The organism is Phormidium tenue FACHB-1052 (assembly GCF_014696675.1).
Taxonomy (GTDB): Bacteria; Cyanobacteriota; Cyanobacteriia; order Phormidesmidales; family Phormidesmidaceae; genus Nodosilinea; species Nodosilinea tenuis_A.
This window is the reverse complement of sequence record NZ_JACJQN010000015.1, coordinates 1-14,132: the sequence shown is the minus strand read 5'-3', so window position 1 is coordinate 14,132 and position 14,132 is coordinate 1. Positions and strand designations below refer to the sequence as shown.

Genomic DNA, 14,132 nt, shown 5'->3' with positions numbered 1-14,132 from the left:
CGGGGCATTTCATGAGAGGCTTGAATTCCCCAACTCAAGGCCAATTTCATAGAAACACGGGACTGTATCGTCAACTGCAAGACCAATTGAGTCAATGGGTGCAGCCCATTGACCAACGGCATCTGCAAGGGTTTACGGAAATTGTGGCAGCAGTGTTACAGACTGACGAAGCATGTCTAGGTCGGTGGATCCCTTACTTATCGCATCGAGGCTGCGGTGCCCGTGCCCATATGGAGCGGCTGAGCTATTTTCTCCATAACCCGCAGATCACAGCGGAACGGTATTACGAACCGATACTCCGACAAGTGCTGTCGGCTTTTGCCGGAGAGGCCATTATCCTGACTCTGGACACCAGCATGCTATGGGATCGCTTTTGCCTCATTGATCTTGACTCAAGTGGTGCTTGAGCACGGCAGTGCCCTGGTGGGCTTTGAGCAGTATAAGCCTGTGCTAGAGCTCGCTCGAACCGTCCGTCCTACCGCAGGAGGTGCAGGTGACGTTGCTGGCCGACCGAGGGTTTGTTCGCGAAGCGTCTCCGCAGAAGAAACATGGTGAGTTGACACGCTGGTTGAACAGACAGACGTGGAACTGGGCTATTCGGGTAAAGTCAGACTTTTGGTCACTACCTCCGACGGTTATTAGACGGTCGAACGCAATCGGTAGAGGGCTTCTTTCCACCGCCAGAACAGGTTTATCTAGTGGGGCCTGTGCAGGTGTTAAGCGATATTGAGGCTCATCTGGCAACTGCCAATGTGCCTGGTGCTCAAGACACCTGGGCGGTACTATCAAGCCAATCCGCCTCGTTGCAAACCTTTGCGCTCTACGGCCAACGCTTTGGGAGGATTGAACCCCACTTTAAGGATTACAAGTCAGCGGTCTTAGATGTCCTCGACTCAGGTCTACGTGATGCGGGTGTCTTGACCCGTTTGTTTATGCTGCTAGATTGCGCCTATCTAATTGCCCTGGTATTGGGCATGATGGTCGTTAAGGCAGGCCATCGGACTCGTCTGGCTTGACATAGCGAGCGGGTATTGAGTTTTCTGCAACTGGGTCTGCGGGAACTGGCTCGGCTCGGCTGTGAGCGCTTGCCTCTGCCTATCCTCCAAACCTTGCCTAAGTGCAATCCAACGCCTGCCTGCGCTTCTCAGTGCAAACGAGACGCCTTGGACTGCCGTATTGAGTTCGCTAGGGTCGTTACGTTCTCATGTTGAGACTGCCATGAGTTTTCTGCACCACCAAGGAAATAACTCTGAGTTCTGGTTTAGCTGCCCGCGCCGCAACCCCTCCGCAGCTGCATCTTATGCTAAAGCTCTCTCTACGCAAGGCATCCAGGCCAATCGAGAGCTTTAGCAGCAACTTTTAGGAAGAACGGGAAAACCAGGCATTGAGACAACTGGCACAAGGCCGCCTAGTCCGAAGCTAGTCCACGTTTTAGCGCTACTGGCACAGAGTATAAGTGCTCATGACCAATGCCTCGGATTGAGAATGCTGTGCAGCGTTCTGCCAAAAAACAAAGCTTTAGCTAAAGCTCAATTTCTAGAGATTTTCTGGTTGGCTGAAGTATGGGATCACTGTGGCGGTGGGTCAGTTGATTGGCGATTTGTTGGCAGTACTCCAGCGCCGCATAGTGGCCCTGGTTCAGGCGTTGGGCTTGCGCCGTTGGCCCCTGCCGGAGGATGCCCACAATGTCTTTTGTGGGTTCTCCATCTGAGACAGCAAGTTGAGCAACTTCGACATCTAATTGTCCCCCTTGGGGCTCACCAGAGCCGCCTTGGACGGCTCTAGCGTAACGCGCGTAGCGTTCCCTCCAAAGCTGCCGCAGCGCCTCGTAATCGGCGAGCTGCTGCTGACACTGAGCCTGAGACATATCCATTACTTGAGCCAGCACCGCATCTTGGTCGGGGCGATACTCAATCTGTCGGTGCATCTGGAGACCCTTCAGGGAGTAAGCAGGCCCGAGGCGACGACCGGCAAATGAATGGCCATCAACGGAATAGGAAATACCCGTGAAGGCAGGCTTTTCCCCTGGAGAGGCAATCTGTCGCAGGTGAACCTCAATACCGCTAGCCTTGAGCCGGGTCACCAGCATAGACAAGGTAGGGTTGTCGTTTGTCGCGCGGTTAATCTCATCCCAGATCATCTCCTTGGGCAGGATTTCGCCCGTGCGTTCCTTACGCCGATACTCACCCGTGGTGAGATTTTGCCGCTGCCGTGGTGAGGCAACAGAGAGGGGGATAAGGCCCATATCGTGCTCTAGCTGTCGAGCCAGATGTTGAAGTTTGAGTTTGCTAAAGCTATCCTTGACCCAAGCACCTTCTACATCAATGGTGGTGGTAGCAATGTGCCAATGCTGCACCCCATTAGCAGACGCTTTGTCATGATGCTGGGTGACAAAGAAAGGGCACTCCCCGTAGCCCATGCTGTCTAAAATCTTCAGGGAGATGTCAGCCATCTGAGTTGGAGCAACGTGCTCTCCTGGTGAGAGGCTAACCATCAGGTGAGCCATGGTGTGCTTCACAGGACGTTGCCGAGGGCGAGAGGTTACCCAGTCAAATTCACGAGCCAAGCCCTCTGGATTGCTCCACGCCATATTGGTAGCAATGATTGGATGGGCGCTACTGGCTGTCGTTTGTTTGGCCGGGTTAAGTAGGTAGGAACAAAGCCCGTGGGCGTTGCTGCCTTTAACGATCTTAATCAGCATGATCGCCCTCAGGGACAGGTGTGATTAAGGTGCGCTGTGTTTCTAAGATTGACTGCCGCAAGTCTCTCAAGTCTTGGAGTAGAGAGGGGGGTGCTGCCGTGGCGTAACGTCGCCGGAGGTCATCCACCTGTTGATTCCACCGGCTGAGATGGGCATACACCTCTCGATGCGTGACCGTAGCTGGTGGTGGTCGTAGGCCGAGGTTGCGGAGGAAGGTTGCCGGGTGTGCTGGATGGGCCGCCCGCTGAATGGCTCTAGCCTCAGCCTCAGAAACGTTGACCACGATGCGGGTATTACGTGAGGTAGTCATGATTGGCACAGTGAACGCTTAACAATTCTTTGCCCCAAAAGGTCGACTTGCGATATGGGGGAGATATTCGAAGGCTACTATCCAAGGTGAGTTTGGGGGAGTGATCTTAAGTTATGAACAGGAAGAATATCGGAAAACTTCTCTGTTGTAGTTGCCAGTATAAGTGAATGACAAGGTGCTAGGGTAGCCACAACTTGCCAAAGGAAAAATATTTTTTAAAGGTGACTAGAAGGTGAATACCAAAAGTGACTAGAAGGTGAACACCAAAGGTGTCTAAAGGGTGAATACCAAAAGTGACTAGAAGGTGAATACCAAAGGTGTCTAAAGGGTGAATACCAAAGGTGACTAGAAGGTGAATACCAAAGGTGTCTAAAGGGTGAACGCCAAAGGTGTCTAAAGGGTGAACGCCAAAGGTGTCTAAAGGGTGAATACCAAAGGTGACTAAAGGGTGAACGCCAAAGGTGACTAGAAGGTGAACGCCAAAGGTGACTAGAAGGTGAACGCCAAAGGTGACTAGAAGGTGAATACCAAAGGTGACTAAAGGGTGAACGCCAAAGGTGAATTAGATTGAGGTTTTATTGATGACTTTAACTGAGTCTATTAGGGAGAAAGTTAGTAATCATATTACTGATAGTGCGCCTATGCAACAGTTGGCAAATAGAGGTGAGGAGTTTACTAATTATGGAGTTGTTAAGGACTGCTTTGATGCAATCACCCTATTTAGAGTAAATGAAAAAGACTGGGGTGTTACCGCAAAACAAGTGATGACTTCTTTTAAGACTATTACAGGTCAGGAGATTTCTATTAGTGCATCTACTCTAAAACGTTACTACTACAGAATTAAGGCTGAATCTGGTGGAAAGAAAAAGAAGAAGAGCAAGAGCAAGAGCAAGTCTGATGCGACTAAGTCACCGCCTGTAGTTGAGCCTGCCGGTGTTAGTGATGCTGGCGAGGATAAGGCCCAGCTTGCTGCTGATATACCAAAAGACCCAGCTGTCGCTCCAAGCAGAGGCCGAAAAAAAACGGCTGCTAACGGCGGGGACTCGGGGTTTCAAGTGCCACGGCGGCCCGGCATTAGACCGCCTACCCACTGGGATGGCTAGACAAAATTAGATGGTTAATGTGTCGTTTGGAGGGATTGTCCCGTGTCGAATAAAACTGTAAACATCATCAATGGTGCGAAGGGTGGAACCGGTAAAACGCTGTTTGCGCGGTTGCTCTACGCGACCTTAGATAACGCCGGGTCAAAGGTGATTGGCATTGACTCAGATCAAGAGAATCCAGAATTTTCATCGTTCCACGCCGACCCAGAGCGATTTGCAGTGCCGACAATGGATTGCCTGTCATTAGATGGCGGTAAAAACCTGGTGACAATGCTGTCGGGAGAAGTCGCGACCTCAGTGGCCAGTCGACTGCCAGCATTGGCCCGTCGCTGCCCAGCTGACGTGGTGATTTTGGATATGCCCGCCGCCTCAAGTACCCGATTGCGGGAGCAAATTGATGTCTTTGACCTGATTCCAGCCTGTGGCGAGATGGGGTATGGCGTGACGATCATCAGCGTGATTAGCACTAGCTATGCGCCGATTGAGTCGATTAGCCGAATGTTGGACTTCTGCGGCGACACGGTTCGCTGGGTGGTGGTTAAGAACCAGTATTTTGCCAGTGACGGACTGAAAGACGCATTTTCGTTATGGGACGAGTCAAAAGAACGCAAGCGAGTCAAGAAGTATGGGGGAGTCGAGATTGAGCTGCCACGATTGGCCGATACCACCTTTAAGGCCATGCAAGCCAACTACACACCATTCACGGCTCTCGACAGCCTGCCCTTGGGAGACAAGTTGCTGGCACGGTCGTTTGTTCGTCGTGGTAGTGCCCAGATAGAGGCAAATGGACAGTTGCTCGGCCTACCTGTTCCTGTTGCTGAGGCGGTGTAAATGGGGCAGCAAAGCGTTGAGGATATTGCCAGTATTGAAACCGTTCTGCATGAACTGCTACTGCGGATGGAAGCCCTAGAGCGAGTTCACCATCAGGACGTTGCCCACATTCGTGTGAGTTTAGACCAATGGCAGGAGATCACACAGAGCCTATCGCGGCTGCTGGAGGTGCGCACCCAGGAGACCGCGGAAGTGAGCAGCGGCTACAGGACACTCGGAGAACACTTGGTACGGTTTGGTCAATACTTGGTGTCATCAGAGGTGATGTTGAAGCGGGCAGAAGGGCCACTGACGACCTTAGCCGCATCGCTGCCCAGCTTGATCGTGGAGATGGAGAAACTCGGGAGCCAGGTGCACCCGGTGACCGATCCGCAGATCACAACCGAAGTCAAGGCGGAATTGCAGGCGCTGCGTCGGTTGATTCAGCGCAGCGCCTGCCAAAGAAGCGGAAGCGGAACGTCGATCTGGACTGAACTCGCGCAATGGAGAGCGGCGGTGGTGTGGTTGTTGATGGGAACAGCGGTGATGGGAGTGCTTCAGTACCTCATCTTCCGAGGCAGCGGGTTTCAGACAGCCCTGAGCGAAGTCCGCGCTAGTGGCGGAACGGTAGATCGCCGTCTAGAGCGCATCGAAATTTGGCTGGGGATAGTCGAGGATGATTAGAGCAACGCGCCATCTGAGCCATAGGGGATGAAAGCCTCTGTCTTTTTATTCAAGTTATTAGATAAAGTAGGAAAGAAATTTTAAAAGCCTCTGGAATCATTTCCTGTGGATTGTTTAGGATTTTGACCTATATTTTTTGGGCGTTCTAAGTTATGGCAGTAAAAGAGAAAGACGTGTTGGTTGGCAAAGATCTTCTAGCCAAGGTGAAAGAGAATGATGGCCGGAGCAAACGGGAACTCGCTAAGGAATGCGGGTATTACACCGTCAGCAAAGATGGTCAGACCCGTGTGAACCTATCTGAGTTTTACGATGCCCTGTTGTCCGCCAAAGGCATTCAGCTCGAACCCCAGAAGAGTTCAGATGGGCGGGGCCGAGAAGCGTCCTACACCCTAACTGTGCACAAGAATGGACAGATTGTGATTGGCGCAGCCTATACCCAAGAGATGGGTTTGAAGACTGGCGATGAGTTCAAAATCAAGCTGGGCTACAAACACATTCACTTGGTTAAACTTGACGAAGAGGGCAATGAAGACGACGCCTAATTAGATAGCGAAGCCGTCGCTTAGCTTCTGGGGTTATAGAGGCCTTCATTCTGTAGCATTTCGGCTGCGAACTTGAGGAAGGGCTCGGTTCTGCCCTTGTTATGGGTTTTGAGGGAGTCATCACCCAGAGACTTATTGAAGGCCTCAATATCACCCTCAAGATCGGTGGTAATGGCCTTAATCGCCGCCGCATGAACGCCGACGGCCTTGAGTAAGGCCCCCGAGAACTTGACCGTCGCATCGGGATGTTCCTGCGCCCACAGCTGAGCGAGTTCAAGGAGTCGCACCCCGCGCTGATAGGGCTTCGTGTCTTGGGCCTTATCGTGGTCGCTGTCATCCTCATCCTTAGTCCGAGCGGGTCTAGACACAGCCAGTGTCGTAGCTGATGGCGCAGCCGGTGACCCCACCGCAGTCCCAGCCCCCCCGTCATCGAGCGCATCGCCCTCGCGGTCAAAATCGAAGGCAAAGAAGCGCTGAGCAGCCTGGAGTTGGTTAGGGTCATCAGCGATCGCCCTCAACTCATCCAGCATTGCCAATAGCCGTGCATGTTCGGCCTTCAACGCCTTGAATTCTGAATCATCACCCTGCCCACCGCCCGAGCGAGCCAGGCGATCAATCGTCGCCGCCTGAGCCGAGATGGTTTGAGCCTGAGTGGAGATTGTCGCCGCCTGAGATGAGATCGTCGCCCAAACCGGGTCACCCTCCCCAGCCCCATTCACCTGCGAACTCGGTGTTGTCTTAGCGGGAAGAGAATCAGCCACGGTCAATGCTCCTTGGTTTTCTGTAGGGGATGGTTCAACGGGTGCGTCAATCTCATCGGGCGGCAGAGGAATGGGGCCACTCGCGGCCAGCTTCACCCCGCGAGCGGTAAGCGGCTTCCCATTGCGCGTCAGATAATACTGGTAGTAATGGCCCGTCACCGAGGCATTGCCGGTAGTCGTGTCATCAAATAGCACATGGCCGAGGAGATGCTGAGCCAGACGCTGCTCCGCCATATTGGCCGGGCAGAAGAAATGGAGGGAGATCGGCACATAGACCGCCCGGCAGCGATGAATCGAAATATTGGTAAACCCTTGAGGCGTCGGCAGCACCTCACCGAGCACCTTGACCACTCGACGATTCACCCGAGCATTGAGCGCCTCCATCCTGGGGTCATCCGAGGCGACCCCAGCCAGGTCATGAATGTCAGCGGCAGCCCTGAGCTTTTCAATCGCCAGCAAAACATCCTGGGCGGGCACCAACGTCAGCAAATCGTAGGCAGGCTTCGCCGCTTTCTGCTGCCCCGTAAAGCGAAGTAAGTAAGGATGCCCCTGGGGAATCAGTTGAGCCATCTCCCCGACCTGGGGTTGGAGCTGCCCGAGACTGACCACCTCCGTGTGCCGCCTTCCGGTCACGGCAGCGATCGCGATGATTAAATCGATGGGGTCATTAGAGGCCAATAGGAGATTGATTTTGCCCATATAGGCATCGAGATCGACGGGTTGACGATCATCCTGACGAGCATTGGCATTTTGGGTGGTAGCGGCTCTGAGCTGCGCCTGCACCTCAATGGGGTAGATAAACCCGTCTAAGGCATAGTGTCGCGCCTCAGAGCCGCTGCTGGGCTCCCCCGGCAGCGGATTGCGCTTCGCCCACCGCCGAGGGTACGAATTTTTGCCATTGAGGGTAATACGCCCCGCCTCAATCGCGGATTTAATCGCTTTTGTGTAGCGCGGGAAATAGACCGAATTGATACTGCTGCGGGGATAAGCCCTCTCCAATAGCTCCTGCTCCGCCGCACAGAGACGATCGATTGCCGCCTTCGTGTCAGTGCCAAGGGCATTCATCTCCACCAGCTTGGCCACGAGGATAGCGATCAACTCCTCCAGGTCTTTCTTAGTCAGCTTGGTGCGATCGCCCTTATCGATGCGCTGCTCCATTGCGGCGACGATTTCGTTGCGGGTGGTGTCGAAGGTTTGGGATAGAGAGGCCATAGCTATGGATAGTTGAACGGAACGGCATCATCTACAGGTTTAATTATAGCAGTCAATAAAACTATATCGGTCAACCTAGAATGTTTTGCTGGTTGAGTTAGGCGTAGCCCGGACTGGAGTAGGGTAGGGCCATCGGTGAAGGGTAGAATAGCCCCATAGAATTTCACCTCAGCCCCTGGTATAGACCGGGGGCTTTTTGCGACCCAATCCCCCACAGGACAGCGAGTTGAAATCGGAAGCGGTGTTACCGATATCAGGGAAGCGATCGCCATCTACCTCACCACCGCTAACTCATCCCACCGAGTCGTAAACCGTTGAGATCGCCACTCCGCCCGCATTCTCCACTCCTGCTGCAACCCCTCAGCGGCCCAATGCACCGTCCCAGCCCCAAACTGTTGATTGAGCGCATCGATCGCCACCATCAACCGCCCCGCCCTTTCTCTTCTACCCTCCTCGACAAAGAGATCCCTTTGCGCGATCGCCCCGTCGCTCAGATCCATCATCATCACCCCGGCCTTGTGATAGCCGTACCCAGGCCGATATAACCGCTCAGCGGCCCCCAACGCCGCCTGTACGATCGTCAGAGTGTCATGAGTGGGGAAAGGCAACCGGATCGCCTCTGAATTGACATACTGCGGCTCCTGCGGTCGAAAGCGGTTGGTGGTAATAAACACCTGCAAAGACTGAGCGACCCGTTGATCGCGCCTGAGCTTTTCTGCTGCTGCACTTCCATAGGAAGCGATCGCCTGTTTCAGCTCCGCCAGAGACACCACAGGCCGCCCAAAGCCGCGAGAGACACAACAGCTCTTTCGGGGTTGAGGGCATCGCTCCAGGGGCAGGCAGGCCACCCCGCGCAGCTCTAGAACCGTTCTGACCCCAACGATGCCGAGCAGCTGCCGGATCAGGGCCAGGTCAGCCTGTTGCAGGTGCAGGGCCGTAGTGATGCCGTGAGCCACCAGACGTTGAGAGAGCCGCCGCCCAATGCCCCACACCTCCGACACCGGCAACTGGGCCAGCACCGGCGCTGGCTCGTGCAGAACACAGACACCCCCCTGCTGCTTAGCCTGGTGATTGGCGATCTTGGCCAGCGTTTTGGTGGTGGCCACCCCGACCGAAACCGGAATGCCCGTCCACTGCTTCACCGTCAGCCGCATGTGGTGGGCCACTATCTCACAGGACAGTCCCGCAAGACCCAGGAATGCCTCATCAATGGAATAGACCTCAACCTCAGAAGAGAACTGCCCCAGCACCTCCATCACCCGCCGCGACAGGTCGCCATAGAGGGCATAGTTGCTCGAAAAGACCTGGATCTGGTGCTCTTGAATGAGCGATGGCCCTCCTGGGCCGGTCTCTGACCAACGCAGCTCAAACAGCGGGGTACCCATCTTCACACCTAGCGCCTTGACCTCATTGGAGCGGGCCACCACGCAAGCATCGTTGTTTGAGAGCACCACCACCGGCTTGCCCTCCAGCTTGGGGTTAAACACCCGCTCACAGGACACGTAGAAATTATTGCAATCGACCAAAGCGATCATGAGCCCCCCAGGAAGTGAATGGCCTTCGTGACCACACCCCAGATGGCGAAGTCGGTATAGCAGTCAATCACGATAGGGGCATAGTCAGGGTTCTCAGGCATCAGCCAGATCTGCCCGGCCTCCTGGTGAAAACGCTTCACCGTCAGATCGCCATTCACCACAGCAATGACCACATTGCCGGGGACAGGGTTGAGCGCCCGATCCACAATCAGCAGATCCCCACAGAAGATGCCAGCCCCGGCCATCGAGTCGCCCTTAACCCGTACGAAGAAGGTCGCGGCGGGATGGTGGATGAGGTAGCGGTTTAGGTCGAGAGGCCCCTCAGCATAATCTTCCGCCGGGGAGGGGAACCCAGCGGGGACAGTGACGATAAACACAGCAAAACGTCCTTCAGCGCAACAGCGGTAGAGCACCTGTAAAAGCCGCGTGTGCTAAGGATTTGAACCATGGAGTGGAACTCGTTAGAGCAGTATAGTACAGATGAACTCAAAACCTTTGGGCGGCGGCTGACATTGGCGGCGGCCCACAAGAGGGAAGTGACCAGTCCCAGCAGCAGCAGTCTGCCCATGCGATCGCCCCCCGCCCTACCGAACCCCCAGCAGCACCCCCTAGGCCACCGCCACCGTCGCCACTACTGCGCTGACCGGCAGGCGGTGCAGTTCTCCCCGGAGCGATCGCCGCCCTGGCTCGACCGTCGCCAGCGCACCAGGGGAGGCCCCCCAGCCCTCCCTTGGCCACTGGCCCCCGCCTGGGGTGCCGTCCACCACCATGAACGGCAGACTGAGGCCCAGCGGTTGCGATCGCCTCCCGCCCCGCCGACCAGCAGCGCCTGGGCCAGCCCCACCCGCCCCACCCGCCCCGCCTGGGCCACCGCCGCCGAGGCCCGCGCAGTTCTCCCGGAGCGATCGCCCCCAGCTGCACCCCTTGGGGTGCTGGCCCCAAGGGTAGCCGGATGAGGCCCACAAGGGAGGGGCACCACCAGCACCTCCTGGGGCGCTGTCCACCACCGCCGCCCCGTTCGCCCGCGACTGGGCCACCACGCTGCCGTGACCGACAGGCCGAGGTCGTGCAGCTTTCCCCGGCGCGATTGCCAGCTGCACCGCCGACCAGCAGCGCCTGGGCCAGGGTCAGATGGTGTAGCACCCCGTCGCGATCGTCAGCGCACCGGGGAGGCCCACCAGCCCCTCCTGAGCCACCGCCACCACCGGGGCCAGCGCCAGCCCCCAGGCCGCGCAGTTCCCTCAGCCAGCGCACCGGGGGCAGCGGATGAGTCCCACAGGGGGGGGGACACCAGCTGCACCGCCCACCAGCAGCTCCAGAGCCACCGTCACCACCACCGCCAGCAGCGCCCCAGGCCACCCCCAGGCCGCGCAGTTCCCTGTCCATGGCCACCAGCAGCGCCCCCAGTCCATGCAGCGCCAGGGCGATCGCCTGGGCCAGCGGCAGCGGCACCGGGGGAGGCCCACTAGCAGCGCCTGGGGCATGACCGAGGGAAGTCCTTTCAATCCTTGAGGAAGGACAAGAACGCCTCAGACCAAAACATCGTCATAGCAGGGGCGAGAGAGGCCAGCAGAGACAGAGCGTAAGAGGGGTGCCAGCGCCGCACCCGGTTGAGGTCATAGAGCGCTTGAAGGAGCCGTCTACGCCTTTCCAAGGGGAACCGGGTCACCAGCTCAGCCAAAGACGCCAACCACAGATCGGCTTTGAAGCTCCAACCCGATTCAAGTTCCAGCAGGGCTAGCTCCAGCCAGGTGAGCGGGTTGAGGATCGCGCCATTGCGAATATCTGAACCACTGGCCAGCACACACATCGAGCAACTCATCCTGGAGTTGCCGGAGACGTAGACCCAATGGCCGGGGAAGCCGTCGAGGGCGTCATAGTAGTTCCCCTCTGCGAATAGCTGTTGCCGCTGCTCCAGCTCGTCGAGAGACACGCCTAGCTCCTCCCAGACCCGCTGTAGGGGCCAACGGAAGATCGGAAGCCAGTTGAGCGCCAACCGCCCCTTGCGGCCCGACTCCAGCCAGCTAGAGAGTGCATCAGCGGCCCATTGCTCTCGTTCACCTGCCACCGTCATCCCAGCCGGTTCCTTGAGAGCCTTTGTTGTCGGCCCAGGGCGCACCCAAACCCCCGGCTTCTTAGCCCGATTGCTCGATTCCTCCTTCCTGATGCCGAGGGCGCAGATGACCAGCGAATGCGATCGCAACGCCTTATCGGCTTGGCCCTCCTTCAGTTCAGAGGTGCAGTAGCGATGTTGGGATGAACTCCACAGGGGGGCATTCCCAATTTTCCTGAGTACCTTATCGGCCTGCTGCTCCTTGAGGTGGCTTGTACAGTAGCGATTTTGCGATGAACTCCACAGGGGGGCATTCCCGACTTTCTCGCTGTTGGGGTCGCCTCCTGGTTTGGCCGCTATTGCCTCAAAGCGCTGTCGCCAGCGATCGACGAGTCCACCCTGAGGCCGTTTCACCACGACCAGTCGTACCCCCAGGCGATCGCAGCGGCTGCGAATATGCTCCAATGCCCCAGCCCATTCGATGCGGCCCAGGTCACAGAAGAGGGCGAAGATAGGCCCGCTCCAGCCCATTTCTCGGTAGGCTTTCACGGTGGCCACCAGCATGGCGTCGGAGTCCTTGCCGCCGCTCACGGAGATCACCAAGGCAGCGCCCATGTCCATGGCCTGCTGAATCACTGGGGGTAGGTAGAGTCCTTCTGCCTCAGGGAAAAGGCTGATTTGATCAACGGCTAAAGTCATGGTGGCCAAGAGGGGAGAGTACGGGGGAGCTGCGATCGCAACCTGCCGGAGGGGGCTATAGCAGCCCCAGGTGATTAGCCGTCGAATTGGAACTTGCTCAACCAGGACGGCCCGCCGCCGCTCCTGACTTGCTGAAGCTCAGCCCTGTACTGGCTCAGAGAGCGGGGGTACATCCCCGTTTCCCAGCAGACCTTTAATTTCGATTTCCACTGCCGCCCAAAGACCTCTTTGGCCTTTTCCAGGGCGTAGTACTGGGCGTTGGTTGCTTCAAAGATGGTGGTGCTCATGATGCTCAGGTGATAGGGGTGTCAGTTGTCTCTGTAGCGGTCGGAGAGGATGCGATCGCGCAGGCCCCTGGGCGAAACACACCCAGGGGCCAGGTGTTTAGGAGAGCTGTGCGAGTAGGTCAGGGGCGATCAAGGGAGCTAGGGCTGAGCGGATGTCGCTGTTGCTCATGTGCTTGCCCTTTCCTCTGGAGTGCCGCCATGGGAGGTTGATGAGGTTGGCGAGGGCGCGGAGTTTGTTGGTCGAGGTTCCGGTGCTGTTGAGGACGGACTGCACCTGGTCGGGGTGGATAGTGGCAGCGGCATCGAGGGCCACCGCAGGGTCAACGACGCGATCGGGCGCAGGGGTGCAGGGGGAGTCTTGGGGCAATTCGTCCGCCTGGGGCAAGGTAGCGCCGCCATCGAGGGGGGTTAGGGCGCGATCGATGCGTAGGGCCAGCGCGCCCACCTCAGTAGCCCATTCGGCCTCGTAGTAGCGCCGAGCGGCCTTGCCTCCTTGAAGGGTCAAGAGGCAGGCGATATAGGCCAGCCAACCAGCGATCTGGAGCAGGATTGAGAGAGTGCGGTAGAGGTCGATGGCGCGATCGCTGCGCAGGGCTTGCCAGGTGTTGCGGGCAGTGGTGGCCAGGATGGTAGCGGCGGTGGCGTAGGGGGCTACCAGGGGAGTAAAGAGTGCTTGGGTGGTGTTCATGGGGAATGCCTCAAAGTGTGGGGTGGGGAGCCCTCATGGCGCTGAGGGCAGGCAGTGGGAGCTATTCGATGGAGAAGCCCATATAGGTTTCAGCAGGGGGTTGAGGGGGCTGCTGCGGGCTGCTGAGGAATTGCAAATCTTTGGGGTCTAGCCCTAGAGCGAGGTGGCGCTTCACTTCCGGGTTGCGGGTGGTGGTGGCGATGGTCATGGGGTGTTCCTCCCGTTTGGCTGACTGCTACATGATAACTTAACTGCAATAAATATGCAATAGCAGTCTAGGGGTTATGCGGTCAATTAGCCAGTTGCCTATAATCCTTGTACAGCAATAATTTTGGGTGTTTTTGTGGTTTGCCTGGGGATCCCCTTGGACAATGGCGAAGGGTGCGATCGCAGCCGCAAGAAGCTGAAAGCACTGAAAACTCGTTCGCTCTGACTGATATAAATATCTTATGCCTCCCCACTTCAAGCAGATATACATATGAGAAATTAATATAATAGCAGTCTAAAATATAGAGATTTTTTATATGAGTCTGAGGATCGCTGGGGATCGCAGTGAAGGTGCAGGCGGCTGGAAGTATTGGTGTATAAGGGTTTCAGGGCTTTAGGATAGAGATAACCCCCACGCGATCGCATAATGGGGATCGCGGTAAAGGATATAAAGGTATAAGCAATAGAGATATAAGAATGCTTTATAGGGGTATAGCGATTGTAGTCTAGCGTTTTTTGGAATTCCAAAAAACGCTAGAC

Annotated in this window: 16 protein-coding genes and 1 pseudogene; 8 read left to right on the top strand and 9 right to left on the bottom strand. The window is 56.4% G+C overall.

Annotated features, from left to right (window positions below; all coding sequences use genetic code 11):
• Nucleotides 1-11 precede the first annotated feature (11 nt).
• Nucleotides 12-1,211, top strand: a pseudogene (locus H6G07_RS18990) (transposase family protein).
• A gap of 311 nt (nt 1,212-1,522) precedes the next feature.
• On the opposite strand, the gene H6G07_RS18985 reads toward H6G07_RS18990, so the two are convergent.
• Together H6G07_RS18985 and H6G07_RS18980 are read right to left on the bottom strand one after the other, a co-directional pair.
• Nucleotides 1,523-2,701: a relaxase/mobilization nuclease domain-containing protein gene (locus tag H6G07_RS18985; protein WP_073609711.1), complete on the bottom strand. Its 1,179-nt coding sequence runs from the start codon at nt 2,699-2,701 to the stop codon at nt 1,523-1,525.
• A complete protein-coding gene (locus tag H6G07_RS18980; RefSeq protein ID WP_139297109.1) occupies nt 2,691-3,011 on the bottom strand; it encodes a hypothetical protein in 321 nt (106 codons plus the stop codon). Before H6G07_RS18980 ends, H6G07_RS18985 begins: the two co-directional genes overlap by 11 nt.
• A gap of 581 nt (nt 3,012-3,592) precedes the next feature.
• On the opposite strand from H6G07_RS18980, the gene H6G07_RS18975 reads away from it, so the two are divergent.
• From H6G07_RS18975 to H6G07_RS18960, 4 genes are all read left to right on the top strand, one after another.
• Nucleotides 3,593-4,114, top strand: a complete 522-nt coding sequence (locus H6G07_RS18975; RefSeq protein WP_073609710.1) for a hypothetical protein — start codon at nt 3,593-3,595, stop codon at nt 4,112-4,114.
• A gap of 42 nt (nt 4,115-4,156) precedes the next feature.
• Nucleotides 4,157-4,945 (top strand): nucleotide-binding protein, encoded by a 789-nt coding sequence (locus H6G07_RS18970; RefSeq protein WP_073609709.1) that lies wholly within the window; start codon nt 4,157-4,159, stop codon nt 4,943-4,945.
• Entirely contained in the window at nt 4,946-5,608 is a 663-nt protein-coding gene (locus H6G07_RS18965) for a hypothetical protein (RefSeq protein ID WP_073609708.1), read from the top strand.
• Between the two features lie 152 nt (nt 5,609-5,760).
• A complete protein-coding gene (locus H6G07_RS18960) occupies nt 5,761-6,150 on the top strand; it encodes an AbrB/MazE/SpoVT family DNA-binding domain-containing protein (protein ID WP_073609707.1) in 390 nt (129 codons plus the stop codon).
• A gap of 20 nt (nt 6,151-6,170) precedes the next feature.
• Here H6G07_RS18960 and H6G07_RS18955 read toward each other — a convergent pair whose 3' ends face one another.
• From H6G07_RS18955 to H6G07_RS18945, 3 genes are all read right to left on the bottom strand, one after another.
• The gene (locus tag H6G07_RS18955) at nt 6,171-8,123 is read right to left on the bottom strand and encodes a protelomerase family protein (protein WP_073609706.1); all 1,953 of its coding nucleotides are present in this window, start codon (nt 8,121-8,123) and stop codon (nt 6,171-6,173) included.
• Between the two features lie 272 nt (nt 8,124-8,395).
• Nucleotides 8,396-9,658, bottom strand: a complete 1,263-nt coding sequence (locus H6G07_RS18950) for a Y-family DNA polymerase (protein ID WP_073609705.1) — start codon at nt 9,656-9,658, stop codon at nt 8,396-8,398.
• Nucleotides 9,655-10,035, bottom strand: a complete 381-nt coding sequence (locus H6G07_RS18945) for a LexA family protein (RefSeq protein ID WP_199312241.1) — start codon at nt 10,033-10,035, stop codon at nt 9,655-9,657. Before H6G07_RS18945 ends, H6G07_RS18950 begins: the two co-directional genes overlap by 4 nt.
• A gap of 69 nt (nt 10,036-10,104) precedes the next feature.
• Between H6G07_RS18945 and H6G07_RS18940 the strand changes: the two genes are divergently transcribed.
• Genes H6G07_RS18940 through H6G07_RS18930 form a run of 3 tightly spaced genes read left to right on the top strand, consistent with a single transcriptional unit; the run spans nt 10,105 to nt 11,170 of the window.
• Nucleotides 10,105-10,614, top strand: coding sequence for a hypothetical protein (locus tag H6G07_RS18940; protein ID WP_073609703.1), 510 nt, complete (start codon nt 10,105-10,107; stop codon nt 10,612-10,614).
• Nucleotides 10,611-10,928: a hypothetical protein gene (locus H6G07_RS18935; RefSeq protein ID WP_139297108.1), complete on the top strand. Its 318-nt coding sequence runs from the start codon at nt 10,611-10,613 to the stop codon at nt 10,926-10,928. The genes H6G07_RS18940 and H6G07_RS18935 overlap by 4 nt, the downstream gene beginning before the upstream one ends.
• A complete protein-coding gene (locus H6G07_RS18930) occupies nt 10,925-11,170 on the top strand; it encodes a hypothetical protein (RefSeq protein WP_139297107.1) in 246 nt (81 codons plus the stop codon). The genes H6G07_RS18935 and H6G07_RS18930 overlap by 4 nt, the downstream gene beginning before the upstream one ends.
• Here H6G07_RS18930 and H6G07_RS18925 read toward each other — a convergent pair.
• The 4 genes from H6G07_RS18925 to H6G07_RS18910 form a co-directional block, all read right to left on the bottom strand.
• Nucleotides 11,160-12,410: a phosphoadenosine phosphosulfate reductase domain-containing protein gene (locus tag H6G07_RS18925; RefSeq protein ID WP_073609701.1), complete on the bottom strand. Its 1,251-nt coding sequence runs from the start codon at nt 12,408-12,410 to the stop codon at nt 11,160-11,162. The two genes, H6G07_RS18930 and H6G07_RS18925, sit on opposite strands and share 11 nt — an antisense overlap.
• A 74-nt stretch (nt 12,411-12,484) precedes the next feature.
• Nucleotides 12,485-12,697, bottom strand: a complete 213-nt coding sequence (locus H6G07_RS18920) for a hypothetical protein (RefSeq protein ID WP_073609700.1) — start codon at nt 12,695-12,697, stop codon at nt 12,485-12,487.
• Nucleotides 12,698-12,794: 97 nt separating this feature from the next.
• Nucleotides 12,795-13,385, bottom strand: a complete 591-nt coding sequence (locus H6G07_RS18915) for a hypothetical protein (protein ID WP_073609699.1) — start codon at nt 13,383-13,385, stop codon at nt 12,795-12,797.
• A gap of 61 nt (nt 13,386-13,446) precedes the next feature.
• Complete coding sequence (locus H6G07_RS18910) at nt 13,447-13,593, bottom strand: hypothetical protein (protein ID WP_171973056.1); 147 nt, start codon at nt 13,591-13,593, stop codon at nt 13,447-13,449.
• Nucleotides 13,594-14,132: the final 539 nt, after the last annotated feature.